This window comes from Neobacillus niacini, from assembly GCF_046591715.1.
Classification (GTDB): Bacteria; Bacillota; Bacilli; order Bacillales; family Cytobacillaceae; genus Neobacillus; species Neobacillus niacini_L.
Genome location: NZ_JAWVNQ010000011.1, coordinates 106,351 through 131,175, shown reverse-complemented (window position 1 = coordinate 131,175; position 24,825 = coordinate 106,351). Strand labels below are relative to the sequence as shown.

General features: G+C 37.1%; 27 protein-coding genes. 10 read left to right on the top strand and 17 right to left on the bottom strand.

The window, feature by feature from the left end; translation table 11 throughout:
• Nucleotides 1-118: 118 nt before the first annotated feature.
• Nucleotides 119-565, top strand: coding sequence for a peroxiredoxin family protein (locus tag SFC47_RS20995; RefSeq protein WP_411256461.1), 447 nt, complete (start codon nucleotides 119-121; stop codon nucleotides 563-565).
• A gap of 35 nt (nucleotides 566-600) precedes the next feature.
• Here the strand turns inward: SFC47_RS20995 and SFC47_RS20990 are convergent, their stop codons facing one another.
• From SFC47_RS20990 to SFC47_RS20980, 3 genes are all read right to left on the bottom strand, one after another.
• A complete protein-coding gene (locus SFC47_RS20990; protein ID WP_411256442.1) occupies nucleotides 601-1,878 on the bottom strand; it encodes a polysaccharide deacetylase family protein in 1,278 nt (425 codons plus the stop codon).
• A 150-nt stretch (nucleotides 1,879-2,028) separates the two neighbouring features.
• Entirely contained in the window at nucleotides 2,029-2,343 is a 315-nt protein-coding gene (locus tag SFC47_RS20985) for a DMT family transporter (RefSeq protein ID WP_411256441.1), read from the bottom strand.
• Nucleotides 2,343-2,705, bottom strand: a complete 363-nt coding sequence (locus tag SFC47_RS20980) for a DMT family transporter (protein WP_411256440.1) — start codon at nucleotides 2,703-2,705, stop codon at nucleotides 2,343-2,345. The genes SFC47_RS20985 and SFC47_RS20980 overlap by 1 nt, the downstream gene beginning before the upstream one ends.
• Nucleotides 2,706-2,825: 120 nt before the next feature.
• Here SFC47_RS20980 and SFC47_RS20975 point away from each other — a divergent pair, with 120 nt between their 5' ends.
• A complete protein-coding gene (locus SFC47_RS20975) occupies nucleotides 2,826-4,592 on the top strand; it encodes an ABC transporter ATP-binding protein (RefSeq protein ID WP_411256439.1) in 1,767 nt (588 codons plus the stop codon).
• 20 nt (nucleotides 4,593-4,612) lie between these two features.
• On the opposite strand, the gene SFC47_RS20970 is transcribed toward SFC47_RS20975, so the two are convergent.
• The gene (locus SFC47_RS20970; RefSeq protein WP_411256438.1) at nucleotides 4,613-5,896 is read right to left on the bottom strand and encodes an MFS transporter; all 1,284 of its coding nucleotides are present in this window, start codon (nucleotides 5,894-5,896) and stop codon (nucleotides 4,613-4,615) included.
• A gap of 190 nt (nucleotides 5,897-6,086) precedes the next feature.
• On the opposite strand from SFC47_RS20970, the gene SFC47_RS20965 reads away from it, so the two are divergent.
• The gene (locus SFC47_RS20965) at nucleotides 6,087-7,922 is read left to right on the top strand and encodes an LTA synthase family protein (RefSeq protein WP_411256437.1); all 1,836 of its coding nucleotides are present in this window, start codon (nucleotides 6,087-6,089) and stop codon (nucleotides 7,920-7,922) included.
• Nucleotides 7,923-7,963: 41 nt separating this feature from the next.
• On the opposite strand, the gene SFC47_RS20960 is transcribed toward SFC47_RS20965, so the two are convergent.
• From SFC47_RS20960 to SFC47_RS20940, 5 genes are all read right to left on the bottom strand, one after another.
• The gene (locus SFC47_RS20960; RefSeq protein ID WP_411256436.1) at nucleotides 7,964-8,989 is read right to left on the bottom strand and encodes a DUF418 domain-containing protein; all 1,026 of its coding nucleotides are present in this window, start codon (nucleotides 8,987-8,989) and stop codon (nucleotides 7,964-7,966) included.
• 20 nt (nucleotides 8,990-9,009) lie between these two features.
• Nucleotides 9,010-9,510: a hypothetical protein gene (locus SFC47_RS20955; RefSeq protein WP_411256435.1), complete on the bottom strand. Its 501-nt coding sequence runs from the start codon at nucleotides 9,508-9,510 to the stop codon at nucleotides 9,010-9,012.
• 40 nt (nucleotides 9,511-9,550) lie between these two features.
• Nucleotides 9,551-9,775, bottom strand: a complete 225-nt coding sequence (locus tag SFC47_RS20950) for an aldo/keto reductase (RefSeq protein ID WP_411256460.1) — start codon at nucleotides 9,773-9,775, stop codon at nucleotides 9,551-9,553.
• A 107-nt stretch (nucleotides 9,776-9,882) separates the two neighbouring features.
• Nucleotides 9,883-10,647, bottom strand: coding sequence for a type I 3-dehydroquinate dehydratase (gene aroD / locus SFC47_RS20945; protein WP_411256434.1), 765 nt, complete (start codon nucleotides 10,645-10,647; stop codon nucleotides 9,883-9,885).
• A gap of 24 nt (nucleotides 10,648-10,671) precedes the next feature.
• The gene (locus SFC47_RS20940; RefSeq protein ID WP_411256459.1) at nucleotides 10,672-11,175 is read right to left on the bottom strand and encodes a shikimate kinase; all 504 of its coding nucleotides are present in this window, start codon (nucleotides 11,173-11,175) and stop codon (nucleotides 10,672-10,674) included.
• A 181-nt stretch (nucleotides 11,176-11,356) separates the two neighbouring features.
• Between SFC47_RS20940 and SFC47_RS20935 the strand changes: the two genes are divergently transcribed.
• A complete protein-coding gene (locus SFC47_RS20935) occupies nucleotides 11,357-12,412 on the top strand; it encodes a potassium channel family protein (protein WP_411256433.1) in 1,056 nt (351 codons plus the stop codon).
• Nucleotides 12,413-12,452: 40 nt separating this feature from the next.
• On the opposite strand, the gene SFC47_RS20930 is transcribed toward SFC47_RS20935, so the two are convergent.
• A complete protein-coding gene (locus tag SFC47_RS20930; RefSeq protein ID WP_411256432.1) occupies nucleotides 12,453-12,677 on the bottom strand; it encodes a hypothetical protein in 225 nt (74 codons plus the stop codon).
• A 110-nt stretch (nucleotides 12,678-12,787) separates the two neighbouring features.
• Entirely contained in the window at nucleotides 12,788-13,132 is a 345-nt protein-coding gene (locus tag SFC47_RS20925) for a nitrous oxide-stimulated promoter family protein (protein WP_411256431.1), read from the bottom strand.
• A 246-nt stretch (nucleotides 13,133-13,378) separates the two neighbouring features.
• Here SFC47_RS20925 and SFC47_RS20920 point away from each other — a divergent pair, with 246 nt between their 5' ends.
• The gene (locus SFC47_RS20920) at nucleotides 13,379-14,569 is read left to right on the top strand and encodes an MFS transporter (protein WP_411256430.1); all 1,191 of its coding nucleotides are present in this window, start codon (nucleotides 13,379-13,381) and stop codon (nucleotides 14,567-14,569) included.
• Between the two features lie 48 nt (nucleotides 14,570-14,617).
• Here SFC47_RS20920 and SFC47_RS20915 read toward each other — a convergent pair whose 3' ends face one another.
• A complete protein-coding gene (locus tag SFC47_RS20915) occupies nucleotides 14,618-15,040 on the bottom strand; it encodes a DUF4395 domain-containing protein (protein WP_411256429.1) in 423 nt (140 codons plus the stop codon).
• Between the two features lie 155 nt (nucleotides 15,041-15,195).
• On the opposite strand from SFC47_RS20915, the gene SFC47_RS20910 reads away from it, so the two are divergent.
• Nucleotides 15,196-16,014 carry a PRD domain-containing protein gene (locus SFC47_RS20910; RefSeq protein WP_411256428.1) on the top strand — a complete coding sequence of 273 codons (819 nt, stop codon included), beginning with the start codon at nucleotides 15,196-15,198 and terminating at the stop codon, nucleotides 16,012-16,014.
• Between the two features lie 54 nt (nucleotides 16,015-16,068).
• On the opposite strand, the gene nagE is transcribed toward SFC47_RS20910, so the two are convergent.
• Nucleotides 16,069-17,517, bottom strand: a complete 1,449-nt coding sequence (nagE, locus tag SFC47_RS20905; protein WP_411256427.1) for an N-acetylglucosamine-specific PTS transporter subunit IIBC — start codon at nucleotides 17,515-17,517, stop codon at nucleotides 16,069-16,071.
• Nucleotides 17,518-17,769: 252 nt separating this feature from the next.
• A complete protein-coding gene (locus tag SFC47_RS20900; protein ID WP_411256426.1) occupies nucleotides 17,770-18,252 on the bottom strand; it encodes a PTS sugar transporter subunit IIA in 483 nt (160 codons plus the stop codon).
• A 395-nt stretch (nucleotides 18,253-18,647) separates the two neighbouring features.
• Here SFC47_RS20900 and SFC47_RS20895 point away from each other — a divergent pair, with 395 nt between their 5' ends.
• From SFC47_RS20895 to SFC47_RS20880, 4 genes are all read left to right on the top strand, one after another.
• Entirely contained in the window at nucleotides 18,648-20,138 is a 1,491-nt protein-coding gene (locus tag SFC47_RS20895) for a peptide MFS transporter (RefSeq protein WP_411256425.1), read from the top strand.
• Nucleotides 20,139-20,282: 144 nt separating this feature from the next.
• A complete protein-coding gene (locus SFC47_RS20890; RefSeq protein ID WP_411256424.1) occupies nucleotides 20,283-20,762 on the top strand; it encodes a glutathione peroxidase in 480 nt (159 codons plus the stop codon).
• Nucleotides 20,763-20,775: 13 nt separating this feature from the next.
• Nucleotides 20,776-21,213, top strand: a complete 438-nt coding sequence (locus SFC47_RS20885) for a MarR family winged helix-turn-helix transcriptional regulator (RefSeq protein WP_411256423.1) — start codon at nucleotides 20,776-20,778, stop codon at nucleotides 21,211-21,213.
• A gap of 130 nt (nucleotides 21,214-21,343) precedes the next feature.
• Nucleotides 21,344-21,643: a hypothetical protein gene (locus SFC47_RS20880; RefSeq protein WP_411256422.1), complete on the top strand. Its 300-nt coding sequence runs from the start codon at nucleotides 21,344-21,346 to the stop codon at nucleotides 21,641-21,643.
• Nucleotides 21,644-21,693: 50 nt separating this feature from the next.
• Here the strand turns inward: SFC47_RS20880 and SFC47_RS20875 are convergent, their stop codons facing one another.
• The 3 genes from SFC47_RS20875 to SFC47_RS20865 form a co-directional block, all read right to left on the bottom strand.
• Entirely contained in the window at nucleotides 21,694-22,374 is a 681-nt protein-coding gene (locus SFC47_RS20875) for a Na-translocating system protein MpsC family protein (RefSeq protein WP_411256421.1), read from the bottom strand.
• A 142-nt stretch (nucleotides 22,375-22,516) separates the two neighbouring features.
• A complete protein-coding gene (locus tag SFC47_RS20870) occupies nucleotides 22,517-23,194 on the bottom strand; it encodes a Na-translocating system protein MpsC family protein (RefSeq protein WP_411256420.1) in 678 nt (225 codons plus the stop codon).
• 231 nt (nucleotides 23,195-23,425) lie between these two features.
• Complete coding sequence (locus SFC47_RS20865) at nucleotides 23,426-24,499, bottom strand: ATP-binding protein (protein ID WP_411256419.1); 1,074 nt, start codon at nucleotides 24,497-24,499, stop codon at nucleotides 23,426-23,428.
• Nucleotides 24,500-24,825: the final 326 nt, after the last annotated feature.

Here is a 24,825-nt window from a genome sequence, read left to right as displayed (position 1 = left end):
TGGTGCCTGTCACCATCTTTTTTTTGTCTATTTCTTCTTGATAATGGAAAACCTAGCAATGGATATAATTTTTAGAAAGGAGTGATTTTTCTTGGAATCAACCTTGAAGGTTGGGGACATGGCCCCTGATTTTTCATTACCTGCAACCACAAAAGACCCCCTTTCACTTTCAGAGTATCGAGGAAAGATGAATCTGTGTGTTGCCTTTTATGGAATGGATTTTACTCCCGGCTGAATTAAGGAAATCGCCTCTTGGAAAGAGGACTACAAAAGATTTGAGCAGTTAGGTGCTGAGGTGATAGGAATCAGTGCGGACCATATTCATTCACACCGAGTTTTTGCTGCCAGTATGGGGACATTGCCTTATCCTTTAGCTTCCGATTGGAAAAGGCAGACAATCAAAGATTATAAAGTGTTTAATGAAAAAGGAGAAGTCGCCATCCGCTCCGTCTTTGTTATCAATAAAGATGGAATCATCACCTATATCAACACTTCTTTTAAGGCAGATAGGAAAGAAGATTATGAAGCAGTATTTTCAGAGCTTGAAAAGTTAACTGCACAATAAACAAAAACATCTCCCGATTATTCGAGAGATGTTTTTCATTTATATGGCTCAACATCCAGCAGAGTGTCTAAACCAACCATTTCAATATTCCTTTTTTGCAATTCCTCAATCATCATCGGCAGAGCTTTTAGTGTTTCGCTCTGCTCTAGGGTGGTATGCATCAAGATGATATCGCCGTTTCTAACATTTTCCACTACATTTTTCACAATATTACTAGCTTCCTTTTGTGACCAATCAAGTGTGTCAATGGACCATAGAACAATTGAATACCCTGCTTCTTTGGATATGGAAACGACTTGATCATCGGTTTCCCCAAATGGCGGTCTAATCATTGCCGGCTTTTTTCCTATAATTAATTCAATCGCTGCTTCTGTTTTTTCAATTTCAGCTCGTAATTCACCATTCCCTATTTGCGTCAAATCAATATGATTATAGGTATGATTTAGAACCAAGTGTCCATTTTCAAATGCCTTCTTAACAACCTCAGGGTATTTCTTTACATTATTACCAACAAAAAAGAAATTTCCAATAACATCATATTCCTCTAAAATATCGATGACAGCTGAAGTAACTTCTGAATCAGGTCCATCATCGAAGGTGAGCGCAACCATTTTCTTATTTGGACCATTTACAAAGACATTATCATGTCCCTTAGAGAAATGAACAATTTGCTCACGCCACTTGAGCATCCTCTCCCAAGCTGTTGGGGATAGTTGATTTGACTTTCCTTTAATCTCTAAATAATAATTCTCTTTTTCTAGATTCGTTTTCTTTTGATTAAAAACTGATATATGATCGACTACCTTACTCTCTTTTGAAATGATAAATTTCAGCTGGATATGCTCATTTACTTGGTAAATATAAATATTATCGTCTTTAAACTCCGTTTGTTGAACAGGATCCCCAAAGGACTTTTTAATCCACTCAAAGGTAATCGTCTGCAAATCCGCCGAATAAGAGCGAACGTCAAAAATCTGTCCATTTTCATTATAACCAAAGGTAATACCTAATTTTTCATAGACAGCATAATAACCAGACCCTGCAGTATCAACCTTGTCTGGTTCGCCCCATTGCGATTTTACTTGATCTATTGTACTATCTAGTGCACTAAACTCACATTCTTCCACTAAACCCAATTTTGCTTTTTCGTTTATTTCATTGAGCAGTAACTCCACTGAATCCATTTCTTTTTCCGTTAATTCCGTCTGTTTTTGCGGCATATCATTTTTTTGAGTAATACTTTTATTTTCTGATTCGCAGGCAGCTAGGAAAAATAGAGAAAAAATCATTACAAGAATCGCTCTTAAAATCATGATCCCCCCCTCCCTTATGTCATATTAGACTGCTATACTTTCATAAGTGTTACACAAAATACAGTTTAAAAACCCCCTGTGAGAAACAGGGGGTTCTTGCAGTGAGGTCCAATCTTTTTCTCCGGCTGCTGTGGGTCCATTTGAATGCTATTAATGTACAAGCTTTAAACCAACAACAGAGAAAATAATACCTAATATACAAAGAGTCCGAATCCAGCTCTTCGATTCCTTAAAGAAAACGATACCGACAATTGCTGCACCTACCGTCCCAATCCCCGTCCAGACGGCATAGGCCGTTGATAACGGTATCGTTTCCATTGCCTGAATGAGCAGCTGAAAACTCATAATAAATCCACCTATAAGTATGAGGTAATTAATAAAGTTACCTTTATCGGCGGTTCTTTTTAACCCGATCACGCCAACAACCTCAAAACATCCGCCTAAAATAAGCATCATCCAATCCATTAAAGATCACTCTCCTTATTTGTTAGCTTCAAGCCAATGATACAAGCTAATAGAATTAAAATTAGGAGAATTCTTAATGGACTCACGGAGCCATTTTCAAAAATAACCTCAACAATCACCGTTCCTATGGTACCAATCCCAGCAAATACAGCGTATACCGTTCCAACCGGAATCACCTTTGTGGCCCTAATTATTAAATCAAAACTTAATAAAATGGCAATCAGAACAACGAGCCATGGAACTTCTTCATATTTAAACCCGCTCGCCCAGACCACTTCGAGAAACCCTGCAAGAACAACGTACAACCATCCTCTTGATTCACTGGCTGCACTTGTATTTGTCATCATTTTTGATTCATTCATCGAATAATAATTCCTCTCTTTCTTTACCTTGCTCCATCTTATCAAATTATCATTTGCATATCACTTCATATGAAAGTATGATGCTTATTGAAGTCATTTATTGGAATGGAGTCGTACATAATGAACCCAAAGCAAGATGGTTTAAAACCATTTATTTCCCTTATTTTATCTGCCAATATCCCAAAGCTTGCACTTGGCATCGGATTAACAGCAAGCCTTATTACAACGCTTGCGGGCCTCCTTGTTCCTGTTTTAACCAAAAACCTCGTGGATGGTTTCTCGGTATCCTCCCTAAGTGTTCCGCTTATGATCGGAATTGGAGCCGCATTTATTTTCCAAGCGGTCATAAGCGGGGTATCGATATATTTGCTAAGCTTTGTCGGCCAGAAAATTGTCGCCAGGCTCCGTGAAAAGATGTGGGTAAAATTAATACGGCTGCCCGTCAGTTATTTTGATAAACAATCCAGTGGTGAAACTGTCAGCCGCGTTATCAGTGATACGAGTATTGTCCGTGATTTAATTTCAAATCACTTTCCACAATTTATTACAGGTATCATTTCAATTATCGGCGCGATAACAATCCTCCTGATTATGGATTGGAAAATGACCTTGCTAATGTTAATATCTGTTCCGCTTACCTTTATTATTATGATGCCTCTTGGCAGAAAGATGGCTAAAATCTCACGCGGCCTGCAGGATGAAACGGCAGCCTTTACTGGGCACATTCAACAAACATTAAGTGAAATCCGATTGATGAAAGCCTCTACGGCAGAAAAGCATGAAGAAGCAAAAGGGTTATCAGGAATTGATAAATTACTAGGCTTTGGTTTAAAGGAAGCACGGATCACAGCTTTAATCGCTCCTATTATGTATCTTGTGGTCATGATTGTCATCGTGATGATTATTGGATATGGAGGCATGCGAGTGGCAAATGGAACGATGTCCACTGGTTCACTTGTTGCATTCTTACTATATCTATTTCAGATTATTTTTCCCATTACAAGTTTTGCAATGTTCTTTACACAACTGCAAAAAGCAAAGGGAGCGACCGAACGGATCATTGATATTTTAAACCTCCCTCTCGAAGAGGGCCAAAAAGGAATGGAATTAGACATTGGTCATAAACCGATTCACGTTCGGAATGTTTCTTTCTCCTATAGTGAGGAGGAACCTGTTCTCAAAGATGTTTCATTTGATGCACATCCTGGGGAAATGATTGCATTTGCTGGTCCAAGCGGCGGCGGAAAAACAACCATGTTCGGCTTGCTTGAACGCTTTTACGAGCCGTCCTCAGGTCAAATTTTGGTTGGCGAAATCCCCATCACAGAATTATCTGCTGCAGCCTGGCGCAGTCAAATTGGTTATGTTTCACAGGAAAGTGCCATGATGGCGGGAACAATCCGTGAGAATTTATGTTACGGACTTCCCAATGATGAAACCATTACTGATGAACGACTCTGGGAAGTTTGTGAAATGGCGTATGCAAGTGAATTTATCAAATCCTTCCCTGAAGCTTTAGATACAGAGGTTGGTGAACGCGGGGTAAAACTTTCTGGCGGGCAAAGGCAGCGCATTGCCATCGCGCGCGCCTTTTTACGTGACCCTAAGATATTAATGATGGACGAAGCAACAGCTAGTTTAGACAGCCAATCAGAAGGAATTGTTCAAGAGGCATTATCGCGATTAATGGTAGGCCGTACTACCTTTGTTATTGCTCATCGGTTATCAACCATCGTAGATGCGGAAAAGATTGTTTTCATTGAAAAAGGGAAAGTAACGGGAATCGGCACCCACCAAGAATTAATACAATCCCATGATTTATACCGTGAATTTGCAGAGCAACAATTAACCAATCAGGAAGATCATAAAAAAGGTGCATTAAGCTAAGCTTAACGCACCTTTTCATATCAAGCCTGGGGCTGTTTCTCTGCCACTACGAGGTTTGTTCCCTCTTCTTTTATTTTAAAAAGAGGAACAATTAGCAGCGCACCCAGCAAAAAGAATATCCCTGATAAAGTGTAGACACCTGATAACGTCATTGGAACTTTTATTATTCCTGCCACAGACATGCCCACCACCATCGTTCCCATAAACAATGGATTAAGCACGCCATTCACCCGCCCAATGAAGTTTTCTTCGGTATATTTTAGAATAATCGTGTTAATTCCAATATGAATGCACGGGAAGAAAATGCCGTTTAATACTTGTAAAATAAGCGTCAATACAACGGAGGTAGACCAGCCGACCCCAATGGTAAAAACCATACTTGCAAAGATTCCAAGTGCCAAGAGCTTTTGCGGAGAGATTTTCTTGGAAAAAGCCATAACAATTCCGCCGCCAAGTAACATCCCGGCACCATTTGCCATTAATAGCCACTGAAGAAATTCCTTTGGCATATGTAATTTCTCCATCGTAACAAATATGGCTAGAGGTGATATCAGACCTACAGCTAAACCACAAACGGTAAACACACCGCCCATTGATTTTAAGATCTTTTTGGAAAGAACATAGCGGAAACCATCTGCCAGCTCTTTTTTAAAATTATTCTCACCAATTGTTTTTTCCTTTTCGATATCACGGGGAAGCCCCATTAATACCAGCCCAGAAAGCAGGAACATGGCTCCCATTACACCGATTGAAACGTATATTCCATATCTTTGATAAACGAGGGTTCCAATAACAGGACCGATTACCATGAAAACTGCCATCAGAGATTGGAACATCGCCATAACAGACTGCAATTGCTCACCAGGTACATGATGCTTTAAAAGTTTCATGGCCGATGGCATGGAAAATTGTGATAATATGGCAGAAACAAGTGTTGCTAGGAATATTGCCTGCCATGATCCGTAAATTAGCGCTAATAATACCAACCCAATGGATACTGCTGATAACATATCGCACCACACCATTGTTAGTTTGGGCTTCCAACGATCTGCAAAGGTTCCGCCAATAAATGAAAAGATAAAAATCGGCGCAAATTCAACAACAGAAATTAAGGAAACATAAACGGGATTATTATTGGTAATATCCGTAACATAAAGCAGAATGGCAAAGTTTCTGATCCAAATACCCAACTGCAGTAAAAAGTTTGAAGACATAATGGCTAAAACAATACGATTGCTAAAAATACTTCCTGCAGTCGGACCCGTTTGATTAGACCCTGACCTTTCTTGATTATTAACCTCCATCTTATTCCTCCCCAAGAATGTTATAAAGTTATTTTTGCCAAAATTCTGCATAATCATATCATATTGGAAAATTTATTTCAGCGGAATACCAAGGTTTCAGAAAATTAATATTTATTTCTCTACTATTAGTTGATAGAATTGTAGATGTTTTGATAAGTTTAAGAGAGAAGAGTATTTAGAGGTGTTTTTTATGAATAAGATTTCTATTGCTGGTTTACTTCATCCAATTGTTTTACTATTGGTGGTTTTGTTTATAAAAATTTATGCCTTACAGGTTGTTGTTTTTGAGAATACGTCGTTTTTTCATGTTCTAGTTGTAGAGTTTCCCATGTGGGCTCTTATGTTATCCATCCTTATGATCTTTTTTAAAAAACGAACCTGGCTGGCCATTTGGCTGTATAACTTATTCTTATCACTTTTGTTTATTGTCGTTGTTTATTATACCCGCTATTTCTCAACCGTTCCATCTTATTATGACGTCAAACAAATTTATCAATCTAACTCAGTTGGGGGAACCGTCGCCCTCCTTGGAAGTCCTTATGACTTTTTATTTTTCTTAGATGTTGTCTTGGTCCTTCCGCTCATTTGGTATTACAAGAAGAACACAACATCCTTTGTCTCAGCCAAGAAGTTTGCCATCGGCTTTGGCTGTTTGGGACTAATCATGACTGTAATCGCTTTTCGCTATCCCTTAATCGATGTTTCCTATTTTGCTAAAAAACATGGCTATATTCAATCACAATTCGTGCAGGCTTATGAAAACAGTATTGGAACAGCTTTTGCCAGTCAAGAACATCTGTCTGAAAAAGAGCTGGAAAAATTAAAAGGCAATACTTTTGTACCTGCTAAAGAACACGACACCTATGGGATTGCCAAAGGCCGTCATGTTTTTATTATCCAAATCGAGTCTTTGCAGGAATTCACCATCAATCAAAGAATTAATGGACAGGAAGTCACGCCAAATTTAAATGCTCTTTTAAAAGAAAGTGCTTATTTTGATAATGTGTATCAGCAAATTGGAGCTGGTAATACATCAGATGCAGAATGGCTCATGCATACTTCCTTATATCCCGAGGGCATGGACCCTACGGTTAATACCCTTGAAGGGACTGAGATTCCATCCCTCGCATGGACGCTAAAGAAGAATGGTTATGGTGCTGCAACCTACCATGCAGATGATATTACCTATTGGAGCCGCGATAAATTATATCCAGCATTGGGATTTGATTATGTCTACACAAGTAATGAGATTCCAAATGAAAAGGAGATAGGCTTTGGACCTGGAGATGAAGTGTTGTTTAACTTTGTAGAAGAACAGCTTCCAAAACAGTTAAAGACACACGATTTGATGTATTCCAATATTATTACACTTACAAGTCATACCCCATTTGAAATGCCAGAGGAGTATGAGTATCTAGACTTGCCGGAAAATTATCAAGATACCTATGTGGGCAACTACTTTCAATCTGTCCGCTATATGGATGAACAAATCGGAGTCTTCATTAAACAGTTAAAGAAGCTAGGTATCTATGATGAATCAATCATTTTAATTTACGGCGATCACTCCGGCCTGCATGGTGCACCCGTTACTGATGAAGATAAAATCCTATTAAAAGAAGTGCTGGGTCATGAATACAATATGCAGGATCGTTTTATTGTCCCCGTATTCTTTACAGTTCCCGGCCTCTTTACAGGTGAAACCTTTTCCCATCTAGGCGGCCAGATTGACCTGATGCCGACTCTATTAAACTTACTGGGTATTGAACATGAATCACAAATGATTGGACACAATCTTTTTCACTATAAAAAGAACCTTCTGGGAATGAGATATTACCTGCCAGGCGGATCGTTTATCAGCGATAAAACCTTTTACAGTGCGCCAAGTGCAAAAAATCCTGCTTCCATCTATGATCGAAAAACAATGAAGAAGACGAAGAATACCAATCGGCTTCAAGAAAGAATAGATAACACATTATCCATCATGCAATACTCTGATTATATCCGCAAAGAACAAACAGAAGAATAAAGATAGACCTGCGTGCAGTTTAAGTCACGCAGGTCTTTTTCTTATTCAACCTCTTTAACTACTTTCCTCATCGGCGGTACTTCTAAATACGTGACAAAACGCCATATCCATTCTAAAGGTCCGTATTGGAAATATCGCAGCCAAATAACACTAAAAATCAATTGGATTACGTAGACCGTTAAACATAGTATGAAGGATTGAAGATAGGTAACCCTTTCAAATAAATGGAAAACATATCCAGCAAGATAGATAAAGACTGTTTGAGTTATATAGTTTGTCAGCGCCATCCTCCCGTAGCTCTTCAATGTGGATAACAGCTTCTCCATAAACGGTATTTCCAGCAGTAAAATCAGGACTCCGACATAGAAGGCAGAAACTAGCGGACCAATCATTATGCCGATACTTAAAAACGTGTAGGTCGTTTCATCTACCCCATTATAAAAACCAAACGGATAAGCTGGGGCATGTTGATATTGGTAAATAAGCGCGGCGATGCTTACGATTGTTAGAATAGCGGTAACGATCATCACCTTTTTAATCTTTTCTGCCAAACCTTCAAAGATTCGATATTGACCAGCTGTTATTCCTAGCAGCATCAACGGCACCACCATGAACAGTTTAAATGCCATCATACTCATTGCTATTAGAAGCAGTAAACTTATACCGAGGTTAATTTCTTTTTTCACTTTATAAAATGGGAGTAAAAGCAGCCCCGTAACTGCATAAACACTTAACGCTTCACCAGGATGGAACTTCACATGGACCCAGCCTAAAATAAATAGGGCCGCGATTCTTCTTAAAAACAAAACATAGCCATTTTTCCCTTTTGAGTTTGCTCGTGAAATAAATAGATAAAAGCCAACACCGAACAAAAATGAGAATAGTGTATAAAACCTGCCCTCAACAAATAAAAATAGAAACCGCTGATAAATAGCATCCCCTGAACCAGGTTCAGGGACTTTAACTGCTAAGAGCGGCAGGATATTCACAAGAATAATTCCTAATAATGCAAAACCCCGTAAATAATCGAGTATAGCTATTCGTTTATGACCTTCCGTCGGCTTCATTGCAAGGTTCCTCCCCCCCCTTATATCGGAATAAACATATGTATAAGGAAAACTAGAAAAAACACCATTGCGGCAGTCAGATGCAACCTTCGTCTAAATCCAGAAGACTTTTTATGGCGCAAATAACCTGCAGATAATGTAAGAAGCAGGATTGTTATGGCTAAATAGCCGCTGATTAATTTCAAATTACCAAACCCAACAATGGGTGCAATTTCATATAAATTGATCACAGCATGACCAATAATGATAGTCGTCGCTGTAACTGCTATTGTAATATGCCATTTCATCATGGCTCTTGAGAATTTGGCGAGACGAATCTTTACCTGTCTTACCGTTGATTTTCGAATAACTAGAAATATGAAGTACATATTGATATTAACTAAAAACAGAATCATTGCCATTTGTGCCAGAAACTGAGCAAGAATTACCAAATTGCTGTCATGCGGACGAAAAAACCATATATAAATACACGAAATTACAATTAAAATACTATTTACTGCAATCCAGAGTTTATGAGGCAAGCTTTTCCCTCCTTTATATATTGCTAATATTTAATTAAGCTCAATCCCTCATTACTTTTTGGAAATCGATAATGCCATTTTTAAGACAGTATGGTATGACATCGTTCTCGACTCGGCGATCGTTCAAATGATAACCTACTTGATTACACATAATATCATGTTCACCTATTAGATTTTGTGCTTCATTCATCAGCTCAGGTGTAAAATTACTAACTCCTACAAACTTAACTAAACCTTTATCTAGTAAATATTTAAAAGCTTGCATCGCCAAGATTTCTATATATCATTTTCAAATCCCCCCATTACCACCTTTCATTCTACTATACCTAAAAAAAGAAAATACCTATAACAGGTACTTTCTAATATCTACAATTATAAATTTGAATTTATGAGAGAAAGAATTCTTCGTAATTCGGTGACAGGCACCTGACCGGGGGCTGACGTTCTTTTGGCAGCTCCAAAAGTCAGAGCAGATCCAAATATTTCACCGGCTAATCGGCTGATAATACCCTTCCCTGCCATAGACATGGTAATAATCGGTGTTATTGCGTACTGTTCATTCATCGTATTGGTTGCATCTAATAAAGTCAGGACATCCGTTGGGCTTTCGGGCATTACGGCAATTTTCGGAAGGTCTCCGCCTAGGTCCTGCGCTTTTCGTAAACGATTAATAATTTCTTCCTTATCCGGTGTTTTATCAAAATCATGATTTGATATAATGACATACACCTCGTGGTCATGTGCCGCGGAAATCAGATTCTTTATCTCTGTTTCATCATTGAACAGTTCAATATCAACAATGTCAATCTGTCCGCTCTCTGCCATTACCTTATTTAATTCAAAGTAGTATTGTGTGCTAATTTCTTTTTCTCCGCCTTCTTTTCTACTGCGAAATGTGAAAATTAGCGGTGTATTATCCAGGATGGCACGAATTTCACTCAGTGCTTCTTTTACTTTTTCCAAATCCTCAACATGATCAAAAAAGTCAACACGCCATTCTACTAGATCCAAATCAGCTGTTGCAAGAAACTCTGCCTCCTCTGTTAATGCAGCTAACGTGCTGCCTACCATCGGAACACAGATCTTTGGAGCTCCTTCCCCAATGCTGATCTCCTTTACCGTAACAATTCTCTTCATTTTCTCACTCCACTCAGAAACCACTCATTTGGTTTCATGCAATTCCCAAGATAATTTCAGGGTTTTTACAATGCTATCTGCTAATTCATCCATACTTTGATTATTTATTTCAATTGTTGAGTGATAGTTATTTTTATATATTTCTTTTCTTCTATAGAATAGCTCTTCTATTTCATCAATAGACTTACCTTGCAGAACAGGACGGCTGTCAATAATTGAACTTAACCGATTTTTCCAAGCATCCCAGGTTATATCCAAGTAAAATACGATACTAGATGAAAGGCATACCTTCCGAATTTCTTCCTGAAGAAATGCACCGCCTCCTACAGAGATAATCTTTAATTTATAGTGGCATAGATTCTGAATTAACTCTTTTTCCTTTTCTCGAAAAGCTTTCTCACCAATTTCAGCAAATATTTGCGGTATTGGCATGTTATACTCTTTTTCAATTTCTTCATCAATATCAATAAAATCTCGATAAAGTTTTTTAGCAACCAGCTTCCCTATAGTCGTTTTTCCAGCACCCATAAACCCAATAAAAACAATATTCTTTTCTCTTAATGACAAGTGTTCTCATCTCCCACGGACAAATAATATTGATACCATTATAAGCTTTCTAATCCATAAAACCAATCATGGTTAATTTTAAGGATTAATTGGGAAAATAAGATTTATTCAGTGACTCGGAAAGCTAGGAGAATCTATAGGTATGCCTTTTAAAAAATTGTTATACTACCTAACAAAACTTCGTAACAGAATCTTTTTTCCACTTTTTACGCTATACGTTCTATTTGCCGCTTACATTGTTTTATATATTGAGCCACAAACCTTTGAGTCCTATCTTACTGCAATCTATTGGGTTCTAACCACACTTGCAACAGTCGGTTTTGGAGACTATGCACCAGTTACCCCGGCTGGTAAGGCCTTTACCATAATTCTCTATGTTACAGGTATAGGCCTGGTCAGTGTATTCATTGGAAAAATGTTAAAAGTCGTTACTCTATTCGATAAACTTAAAGTGGGTGGAAAGATGAAATATACGGGTAAAAACCATATCATCCTAATCGGTTGGAGCGAAAAATCACAGCTAGCCATCAAGGAAATTCTAAAATCAGATAAATCCATTGATATAGTCATCATTGATGAACTAGAAAATGCACCTATGGTGGAGAAACAGCTGTATTATGTCCGCGGTGACGCAACCGATGAAGATACACTTTATCAAGCAAACTTACCCGAAGCAAAAGGCGTTATTATCTTTGCCGATCAAATTACGCAGGATAATTTCGCAACAAGGGACCCGCTTCTTGTTGATGGTAAAACATTGCTCATTGCCACAGCCATTACCTCGATGGAGGAGAAATTAAATAAACCAATCCATGTAACGGCTGAAGTTATCTATCAAAAGCATATCCGTTTATTTCAGAGAGTGAAGGTGGATGAATTTATTCCAACACAGGAAATGATCTCTCATGCCGCGGTTCGTTCATTATTTTCACACGGTGTTACCAATATGTATTCAGAGCTAATGAGCAGTCAGTATGAAGAGTCCATGTATGAAATATCGAAACAGGACGATTGGAGAACCTATCGAGATGCCTTTAGGGATTTGCTCAATAAAGGAGCAACACTTGTTGCAGACCGCGGAGATCTTCATATTAATCAAAAACTCGACGAGCCCATTCCGGAGGATGCCCAGCTTTTTGTTATTTGCGATAAAGAGACATTAACGAAAATAAATCCAGACTATAAGCCAGCCAAATAAAATAGGTCCTATCTAGAGAAAGGACCTGTTTTATTTGGCTTTAACCTAACTTTATTTTATCTGCAGGCTCTTCTAGTTTCATATGCTCGAGTTCGAGTCTCATTCTTTCTGTTTCAATTAAATAATTCTGATGTTTTAATTTTTCTAGTTCGAGTTCGCCTTGAATCATTTTATATTTCAATTTATTCTGCTTTTGAAAATGTGCCGTCAAAATAGCAATGATTGGAATCGAGAAAACCATAATAACTGCAATTGTCCCGGTCATACTATTCCCTCCTCTTCTGGTACAAGAATATACTTATCCTCTAGATAAATAATACCAAATTCTAGAAATAGTTTGTACAGAATTATCAAAAAATAAAAGTGTAATAAAGGCTATTCTACGCTTTTTATTTGTTTCTTAGGTTTGTTCAACAAATGCTTAACGGAATATACAGGATGATACAGCAGCATCCATGGTCCTGAATATCGCATAATCGTTTTCATTTTTTGCCGATATTTTGGTTTATAACAGTGTACATTACAATTAGAGCAGGCGCTTTTTTCTTCCCCAAACCGACAGAGTGAAAGTCTCATATGTGCATAGGTTTTTAAATTCTGACATTCCTTGCATAGTTCATCCGTATGGTGATGCTTCCTGCGGCAGTACAGCTTAATCATCTTCCCAACCATTTCTTTTTCCTTTTGAATGTTTGGACCGGTATTTAATTGCCTCGTCATTGAACGTAAACCCCCTTTAACAAGATCAGATCTACACCCCAACTGCGTTCTTACTTAGAAGATATCACAGAATGTCTTCATGAAAATCATTAAACTTTAACAATTTCCTAACAAGTGAATTTTCATCTCTTTCTAAAAAAACTTTCTCTTTGACAAAAGCCTGTATACCTATATATGATAGTAAGCAGTGCAAAAAGGTTTACACTATACTTAAGTGAATAATCTAGATTAGAAAGGTGGCTTACTATGACAGGAGATCAACGAAAAAAAATTACCATGTTGATGATTAACATGTTTATAGCGATTGGAAGTTTTGGTATCATCATTCCCATTTTACCAGCGTATTTGGAGTCGATTAATCAAGGCGGAACTGCCGCAGGACTATTCATAGCCATCTTTGCCGGGGCGCAGTTCATTTTCTCTCCGATTGCCGGTAAATGGACTGACCAATATGGTCGAAGGAAAATGATTATTTACGGACTAGCTGGTCTTACCCTCTCGATGTTCATTTTTTACTTCTCTAATTCAATCTGGGTACTATATGCCTCTCGTGCGGTTGGCGGAATCGGATGTGCAATGCTGGTCCCAGCTATTTTTGCCTATATAGCAGACATTACAACTATGGAGCAAAGAGCCAAAGGAAACAGCTTAGTTTCAGCAGCGATGTCTCTAGGGATTGTTGTGGGTCCTGGGATTGGTGGATTCTTTGCAGGATTCGGCTTAAAATTTCCTATTTTAGTGTCAGCACTCGTGTCTCTTGTTTCTGTCTTATTTTCCATTATTCTTTTAAAAGAGAGCAAAACAGCCACTAAAGAAGAAAGTGCAGAAATGCATCCAGATGAGTCTATGGTGCGCAAAATAGTAAGATCTGTGAAAATGCCTTATTTCATTCCACTTATCATTACACTTGTGATGAGTTTTGGACTAATTGCCTACGAATCAGTTATCGGTTTATACCTTGATAATCAGTTTCAGTCATCCGCGAAAGATATCGCCATTATGGTGACAGCAACTGGAGTTGTCAGTGTAATTGTTCAGCTCTTTGTTGTCGATCGAATTGTGAATCGGTACGGAGAACGCACTGTGTTAAATGTCTTTATTGCTGTTGCCGCAGCTGGATTTCTTTTTTCACTGTTCGCCACAAGCTATGCTATATTCTTTGTCATTTCACTATTTATTTTCTTATCAACCTCTATTCTGCGCCCTGTGTTGAATACTTTGATATCCAAACTTGCGGGTAACGAACAAGGATTTGCAATGGGAATGAATAATGCTTATATGAGTATTGGTAATGTAATAGGACCTACACTTGCAGGGTTACTTTATGATGTTAAGATTACCTATCCATTCGTATTAGGATTCGTATTATTAGTCATAACACTATTCATAACCTTTACATGGCAAAGACGTTCACTGAAAACAAAAGCAGTTATATAAAACAAGAAAAGACTGATGCAGCATAAACCGCATCAGTCTTTTTTTCATTTAATTAGCTCTTTTATATTGATACATTTTCCACTGATAATGAATAAAGCAGCCAATGCAAAACCCGAGGATTGCTACAAATGCAGCTGCCGCCACCATAATGGTGAACACATACCCCGCAATATTCCAGCCAAGCAGAAAACTTATGAACCCGCCTGCCAAACAGAATACAGCGATTTTTTGATTAAATTGCTGCTGCTCCCAGTCCTCTGGGATATACTCTTCTGGCTTTTTCTTTAGAAAAAACTTTGCAATATTCATGATGGGATTATATTTAAAGACAATTCCGGATAGTCCAGCAAGTAACGGGATTATTAAGAACCATCCCTCAGCGAAAATCAGCGTTAATACGGCACTGATTACAATCACCCATTGGTTTGTTTTTACAAGTGGTCTTGGTATCGAACGTACTTTATCGGACAAACAAAACCCACCTTTCTCATTGGAATTATTGGTGTTTATCTTTTAGTTTACCTTCTTTATGGAGTTTTGTATAGCTTTGTTTTTTTAAAGGTAGACCCATTTTATTTTAAAATGTAAGATGGAAGTAAGGGCTTTTACAAGGAGTTGGCGTTTTTGTGAAAATCAAAAAAATCCTCAATAATAATGCAGCAGTGGTGTCCGACAACAATGAAGAAAAAATAGCAATCGGTGCTGGCATTGCTTTTCAAAAACGGAAAAATGATGTCATTAATCCAAGCAAAATTGAAAAGCTATTTGTAATGAAGGAAAACGAAAAATTCCAACAGCTCCTTCAGCAAATACCCGAAGAACACTTCTCTATTTCCGAAGATATCATCTCTTATGCAGAGGAATGTCTGGGATTAAAGTTAAACGAGCATATCCACATTGGCCTTACCGACCACTTGTCCTTTGCTATTGAAAGGGCAACTGAAGGAATTCATCTTAAAAATAAGCTCTTTGATGAAATTAAAATCCTCTACAAGAAAGAATTTGATATCGGTATGTGGGCGATCAGACATATTGAAAATAGGACAAACGTTAAAATGCCTATAGATGAAGCAGCCTATATTGCCTTGCATATCCATACATCAAAGCCCCAAAGCGGCGATATGAAACAAACATTAAGGCAGACTGCCATCATTGGTGAAATGATTCAGACTATTAAAGATTCCCTTCATATATCAATAGAAGAAGATGACCTTTCTTATCAGCGGTTAATGACCCATCTAAGATATACTCTATCAAGAATCCACGATGAATCAGAACCAATCATGGATGATGAAATGCTCGCCATGCTTAAGAAAAAATTTGCTGATTCCTATAAAATTTCACAGAAGGTAGCCACTCTTCTCAAAGCTGACTATAGTATTAGTCTTCCTGAACAAGAACTCGGTTATATTACCATTCATATAGAAAGAATTAGAAATCGGTAAATGAAAAAAACCGCTGGGATCATATATCCCGGCGGTTTTTCCATTACAAGCTCATTACTTTTCCTTACGGATTTTCATGATTTCATCAGCTACGAATTGAACATTGGTTCCAACAATGACTTGGATGCTGTTTTTACCAACAATATTAATTCCTGGTACACCAGTAGATTTTATTTTCTTCTGATCCACAGCATCCATATCTTTCACTTCTAAGCGTAAACGTGTGACGCAATTGTCCACAGAAGTTACGTTGGCATCTCCACCTAAACCTTCATAAATCTTAGCAGCCATTACAGCGAATTTATTTCCTGCTGCCTGACCTTCTGATGCTTCTTCATTAACTTCATCTTCTTCCCGGCCTGGTGTGTTTAAGTTGAATTTTGTAATGATAAATCGGAATAAGAAATAGTAGATAACCGCAAATACTAGACCTTGTAAAAGGAGCATATATGGCTGATTTGCAATTGGAATTTTTAAGCTTAACACAAAGTCAACCAATCCTGCACTAAAGCCAAATCCTGCTGTCCATTGGAAGGCCGCTGCAACTGCTAATGAAATACCTGTTAATACAGCATGTGTTACATAAAGTGCAGGAGCTGCGAACATAAACGCAAATTCAAGTGGTTCTGTAACCCCAGTAAAGAACGAAGCTACACCTGCAGCAAGCATTAAGGCAGCCACTGTTTTTTTCTTTGAAGATTTAGCAGTATGGTACATGGCTAATGCAGCTGCTGGTAAACCGAACATCATAACTGGGAAGAACCCAGCCTGATACCTGCCGGTAATACCCTGTTCACCCTTACTAGCCCAGAAATTGCCGATATCATTAATTCCGGCCACATCAAACCAGAATACGGAATTTAAGGCATGGTGCAGACCAATTGGAATTAATAAACGGTTGAAGAAACCATAAATCCCTGCACCGATTGCACCTAAATCACTAATCCCTTTACCAAAAGAAACGAGTCCGGAGAAAACGACCGGCCAAACAAAAAACATCACTAATGATACAGCTAACATTGCAACTGATGTCATAATAGGAACAAGTCGTTTTCCACTAAAGAAGGATAATGCATCCGGTAATTTAACATGACTGAAACGATTGTACATAATTGCGGCAATAATACCGGAAAGAATCCCTGTAAATTGTGTTCCAATTTTTCCAAAGGCAGCGTTAACTGCTTCTGGATCAACTCCTTGAAGCATAGCCACCGAGTTTGTTGATAACACGGTAGTAATAACCAGATAAGCAACCAATCCGCTAAGTGCTGCTGAACCATCTTTGTCTTTTGACATACCCAGTGCAACACCGACAGCAAAGAGAATTGCCATATTATCAATAATCGAACCGCCTGCTTTTATTAAGAAGGCCGCTACAGGACTATCAGCACCCCAGCCAGTAGGATCAATCCAATACCCGATTCCCATTAATATTGCTGCTGCAGGCAAAACGGCAACAGGCAGCATTAAGGAACGGCCTAGTCTTTGAAGATATTTCATCATTTTTTATTCCTCCTATCTTTTTATAAAAAACTAAAGATTGGACTCAAATCTCACTTTTATTAGGATTAATACCTTTCATCTCCAGCCTAAAACAGCTGCAAAAAAATAAAAATAAGGGCTTTATCACTTGAAACTACTAATTATTAAACCTTTTTAGCAAATTAAAGTCCTCATGAGTCACCAATAAACCAGCACAATGGATCATTCAAAGCTAGTTGAAGTCTATCACCCCCTTTACTAATAGGATATCCATCAGGAGCTTGAGATTATTACAGTTTTTCCTTGAATAGCATCTATTTCTTCAGTTAAAGTTAACTTCCTAGTTTCTGTCTGAATATTCGTAATCACAATAGGTGTTACCGTAGATTTTGCATGTGTTTTTATATAATCCCAATCAACCTCGATCAGCAGCTGGCCAACGGAAACCTTTTCTCCCTCATTGACGACTGTTTTAAAGCCCTTTCCATTAAGAGCAACTGTTTCTAACCCAGCATGTATAAGGATTTCTGATCCATCCTCTGCTCGAATACCAATAGCATGTTTTGTTGCAGCAATGAGAATGATCTTTCCGTCAACAGGCGCATGAATATTACCACCGGTTGGCATGACAGCAATCCCCTCCCCCATCATCTTTTGGCTGAATACAGGGTCCGGAACTTCTTCCAATGGAATAATGGCTCCATTAAGCGGTGCAAGAATTTGCAGCTTTGATTTCTTAAAAAAACTAAATACCATACAAACTGCTCCTTTCAGAAAGAATAAAAAAAGGCATGGGGGTACAATAAAAGGGCATAACACCTTTTTATTTACCACCATGCCTGATACGTGTCAGTAACATGTGATCACTATTATTATTTAAAACAATCATATCATATTACCTATAAAAAACAAGTGTAAGCGGTGACATTTTTTTATGATATTTGTTAAAAGCTTTCCTGTCAGTTTTCACAATTGTGTATTTTATCTAAATTTAACTATTATTTTAAAAAAACTTTCTTTTCTCTTTTATTCATCTAAGATTACCGTTATATCAGTATTAACAACGATATTAATCATATTTACCAAAAATAGTTTTTGACAATTGAAAACAATCGAAAGTATTATAATATAATATAAAGGGAGGTAGAATTATGTCGAATTATAATAGGCAGAAAATTGTGGATAGTGTCCCTCAGAAAGGTTTCTTCGGACATCCAAAAGGACTATTCACTCTGTTCTTCACAGAATTCTGGGAGCGTTTCTCTTATTACGGAATGAGAGCCATCCTAGTCTACTATATGTACTATGAGGTTTCAAAAGGCGGATTAGGACTCGATGAAAACCTTGCGCTTTCCATCATGTCCATTTATGGATCGCTTGTTTATATGTCGGGGATCATCGGCGGATGGTTAGCTGACAGGATATTCGGAACATCTAAAGCAGTGTTTTACGGTGGAATCCTGATCATGTTTGGACATATAGTTCTTGCAGTGCCTGGAAGCGTGGCAATGTTCTTTGTGTCCATGGTATTGATTGTTCTTGGTACAGGGATGCTTAAACCAAACGTATCAACTGTCGTTGGTGAAATGTATAGTGAAACTGACGACCGTCGTGATGCAGGTTTTACAATCTTCTATATGGGGATTAATGCGGGTGCCTTCTTAGCACCATTAATCGTCGGAAGTGTGATGGATTATAGTTTCCACTTAGGCTTTGGTATTGCAGCTGTCGGAATGTTTGTAGGTCTAGTGATGTTCGTTTTAACAAAGAAGAAAAACCTTGGACTTGCTGGTACCACAGTTCCAAACCCTCTTTCTAAAACCGAAAAGAAAAAGACTTTTACATTCATTGGATTAGGTATAGTCGTACTTGCAGTTTTATGTGCTGTATTAATCCCTATGGGCGTTCTTACATTTGCTAGCTTTATCAACATTGTTACATTCTTAGGTATTATTATTCCAACTATCTATTTCGTTGTAATGTACCGCAGCCCTAAAACAACAAAGGTTGAACGTTCACGTATTATTGCTTATATTCCGATATTTATTGCAGCAGTTATGTTCTGGTCTATCCAAGAGCAAGGCTCAACAATCCTTGCAAGTTATGCAGATAAACGTACTCAATTAGATTGGATGGGAATTACTATTTCTCCTGCATGGTTCCAATCTTTAAATCCGTTATTTATTATCATTTTTGCTCCAATTTTTGCGGGATTATGGGTTAAATTAGGACAACGTCAACCAACAATACCACAAAAATTCTCATTATCCTTATTGTTTGCTGGTTTATCGTTCATAGTAATCCTTATCCCAGCATACCTTAGCGGTACGGATTCATTGGTTAGTCCAATGTGGCTCGTTCTAAGTTATTTAATTGTTGTATTTGGTGAATTGTGTATGTCACCTGTAGGTTTATCCGCAACGACAAAATTAGCTCCTGCTGCATTCTCAGCACAAACAATGAGTTTATGGTTCCTAGCAAGCGCAGCAGCTCAAGCTCTTAATGCACAAATTGTTAAGTTTTATTCACCTGCGAATGAAATGGCGTACTTTGGCGTTATCGGCGGTGCAGCTATTGTTTTAAGTATCATTCTATTTGCATTAGCTCCGAAAATTCAGGGTCTAATGCAAGGTATTCGATAATTTCACTAAAGCAGTATCCCAACATAAATGGGATACTGCTTTTTTATTTTATTGCTTATTTCCAATAAATCGTGTAAGATTTAGTCGTACACGATTTAATTTTAATTAATAACTCTAACAATCCCTTTTTAGGAGGAAATGACAATGAAAACAGTATATGATTTTACAGTAAAAACGACAAATGGCCAGGAAAAGTCTCTAAAGGATTACGAAGGTAAGCCATTATTAATTGTTAATACTGCCAGCAAATGTGGATTGACTCCCCAATTTAAAGGTCTTCAAGAGTTATATGATAAATATAAAGAACAAGGTTTAGAAATTTTAGGATTCCCATGTGATCAATTCAATAATCAAGAATTTGATAATATTGAAGAAACCACTGAGTTTTGTCAATTAAATTACGGTGTTACCTTTCCAATGTTTGCAAAGATTGATGTAAACGGTGATAACACAGAACCTTTATTTTCTTTCTTAAAAGAACAGAAAAAAGGGATCCTTTCCAAAAATATTAAATGGAATTTCACTAAATTTCTTGTTGACCAGAACGGGCAGGTTGTAGAACGCTATGCACCAACAACGGAACCGCTGAAAGTGGAAGATGACTTACTAAAAATACTTTCTTAATCAGGTGGTTTGAATGGAAGACTTTATGACGTTAAATAAACAATTATGCTTCGCAATCTATGAAACAGCCGGAGAATTTACTAAGCTATATACGAGTGTTCTTCAGCCCTTTGGATTAACCTATCCGCAATATTTAGTATTATTGGCTTTATGGGAAAACGACGGAGTGACAGTAAAGGAACTCGGAGAAAAGTTGAACTTGGGAACCGGCACCCTAACACCAATGGCTTCACGAATGGAAGCAAATGGCTGGCTAAGGAAAGAACGGTCTAAAGAGGATGAAAGAAAAGTATTTATCTATTTAGAAGATAAGGCCCGTATAGAAAAGGCTGACATTACTAGTAAGGTTGCAGAAGTTATTCAATCCTGCCAGATTGAACTTGAGGAATATGAACAGTTAATGAAGCAGTTGCATACCTTGCAGGATAAAATCAAAATACGTAAATTATAATTAATCTATACGTTAAAAGCTGTCCATTACACTTGGACAGCTTTTTTTACTCATTTACTTTTTTAGGTCTTATCATACCCTGCACATTTCAGGGAAATAGTAACAATATTAAGCAGAAGGAGGCTATCAAATGATTTATGGAAATAATAACAGCAATAATATGCTGCCGCTTACGAATGTAGATAATAAGGAAATCAATGATGTAAAATTAAATGAAGATCAATACGAGGTTTATGTAAACGGGGACTTCGTTGGACGAAAGACACTGAAAACCCAGGGTGAGAATCTGACTGATATTGACGACTTTTTACGAAATCAAGGTTTCAGTAACTTTACCTCATCTGTTGACGGTGACCATTATAAGATTCAAGCTGATCAACAGAGCAATGATTTATCCAATGCTTTGTCAGTTTACTTTAATAATCGATAAATGAAACCTTTTAATCTAAGAGAGCCTTTCTTAATGAAAGACTCTCTTTCCTAGGATGATAAAATAAATGCCATGAAAGACTTATCTTCCTTAAAGTTCCAATCAATAAAGATATCTCTGACAGATTTATTAAATATGTCTTCAAATCTGCCATATCGGTGAAAGTAACTTTTCTCCAATTCATCTTTCGTGAATTTTAGTTCATTTTCAAATCCATTATCTATTAATGCTTTTTCTATTTGAATAAGAATACCCCTTCTTTCAATAAGAAAGATGGATGGGGAAATGGCGCTAGTAATTATTTTTTCAGGTACTTTTTCTACCATTAAACTAATCCTGCTTACTTCATGTTCTAATCTTTGGATATCAACATCGGAATTCATCTTCTGACCTGCTTCTGTATCTAAAACAAATATAAGAGTACCCGAGTTATTTGGAAAATTCCAATCATGATAGTATTCTTCTACTCCAATATTAAAGGTAATTTGTATTATTCCTTTAATTTCATCCAGCAGATGTGTAATAATTACGTTTCTTGCATGATCGACGTACTTGCTCTGTCCCTGTTGTAAAAGAATATCCTCCATAGGTGATAAAAAACCACTTATATACGTGACCAGATAGTTTTGGGATATTGTAGTTTGGCAGTTCCGCGGACCCCTGCCAAAGTTTTTTCTTAGTAATTTGCTTATGTAGCTGCTAATATATTCTTCCTTTTTGAGGTCATTCATTAACATTAACTCCTTCGTTTCCTTATTGGAAAGTAGCCGATATATCCAATTAGTATGTACGAAAGAACGTATTGTTAAAATATAGACGCAAAAAAACACATTGTATTTTAGGAATTCCTTCTTTACAACATGTTTTTTTATACTATTTCATAGTGTATAATTTGTTAAAAATAAAAATTAGATAATGTCTATTATTTTTATAATCCCACATTAAAAACATATCCTCAATTAACCGGCTGAAGAGAAGTTCAAATTGCCCTTTGTTACTCCAATATCCTTTTTTTATCTCCCAAGCCTGATGCATTAATAATTCAAAGTTCCCTTTTTCATAAACTAATTTCTCCAGCGGCAAAAGTACTTCTTTCGATTCAATTGCACATATATTTTGCGTAAACTTTACAATCTTTAAACTTCCAGGTTTTTTATGGTAACTCGACCCAACATTCTCTATTAAGCTAAAAAGGCTGCCTTCAAGACTGCTTTCTATATTCTCCTTATAATCTGATTGAGAATGTTCCAGCAGAAGAATTCCTGTGTTTTGGTCATAATTCCAGTCATGATAAAAGGAATCAAATGCTATTCCCAAAACTTTTGACACTACCAATAAGTATTCTTCCGTTACCGCATTGGTGATGGAACAACGGAAATTCACTGCCAATTCTAACTTGTCCTGTTTTAATAACACTTCCTCAGCAGGGGTAATAAAATTTCGCATGTACACATAAAACCGATTTCCTTTTAAAATAACATTACAGGCCTCTGGCCCTTTTCCAAACCTGCGTTTGACCAATTTACTAAATGTACTGCTTAGATAGGCCAAATTCTCATGATTAGATTTAATAACAAATTCCCCCTCTTTTCCCAAACAATAAAAATAGCCTAACTTCAAGAAGAAGTTAGGCCACGGTTCAGACGACTATATATTTATAGTTTCTTCCATTTACCACACAGTTTACAAGTATATTATTATGTAAAAAATAAATTCAAAACTAATGACAGCAAGACATTAGATATTAATATCTTACCATTGTTTTCCCTATACTGCAATTGTTTATGTGGAAATAGGCAATATTACTTCAATACAAGTCCCTTCTGTATTACTATTTATATTAATTTTCCCACGATGTTCTTCAATGATTTCATTGCTTACTTGCATCCCAAGCCCCATACCATGTTCCTTCGTTGTAAAAAATGGCTCATTAATCCGTTCTAATATCTCAGGCGGGATCCCGCTGCCTTGGTCAATAATCCGTATATGAACACTTTCATTTAATTGAATCCCTTCTACTATCAGCTTCCCTCCATCCTTCATTGCTTCGATTGCATTTTTAATATAGTTTATAAATACCTGTTTCATTTGATTCTCGTCTCCAACGACTGTTACCTCTAATGCATGGAAGTTTTTTATCACTTCAATATTTTTTAAAAGCGTCTGCGACTCCATCAAAGTCAGAACCTTTTCTAATAGTGAACGTATATCCAATTTTATATAATTAATTTTAGATGGCCTTGCCAGAACCATTAGTTCTTTGAGAATCATTTCCACTCGGTTGATCTCTGATTCCACAATATTAAAGTAAGTCTTCTCGCCTTTATGTTCTCCCATTAGCAGCTGCATGAAGCCCTTTATTGCCGTTATCGGATTACGAATTTCATGTGCAATCCCAGCAGCTAACTGACCTGCGGCTGTTTGTTTTTCGGCAAGTAATTGTCTTTCCCTCTTAATTAATGTGATATCTTTCAACACCACATAATTCCCTACCACTTCATTATTAAAAAGGATTGGAAATGCAGTTACATTAACATCAATTGCATTTTCAGGTCTAATACTGATTTTAGAATCAAAATTCACAAGATGGTCGCGTTCTTTTTCAATAAAAAATGTTTTGGTTTCACTTAAAGCAGATGAAATGAAGATATCACACAATTTCATCTGCTTAAGTTCATCCTTCGAGCATTGCAAAAGCTCTTCACAGACTTCATTGACATAAATCAGCTGACCAGACATGTTTACTATAAAGAATGGATCAGTGTCTTTTGAAAGTACTGAGAAATCTTTATCTACATTCACATCGACATATATTTCAAGCAAGAAGTTTAATCGTTTCAGTTCGTCCTTATCCATGTATACTACCTTCCCTCCCATTTTTGATAATAAAAAAAGCCAAAATAAGCGTAGTGATCCCTACGGCTTATTTTGGCTTAAAGTTCTAGCATCTGCATATCTAGAAAATCATTACCGATTAATAATGAATAAATCTTAATATTGAACTTGAGGTTAAATGGCAGATCAGAGCATATATCCCTATATCCACCTTCATTATATACTATTTTAACCAAATTTTCAAATAATAAGGACTTATTATTTATTGCAGCAAAGTTCCTTTGAAACATAAACACTCAAATATAGGAAACACTACTGTTAGTCTCTTCCAAAAAGGAGAAGGAAGT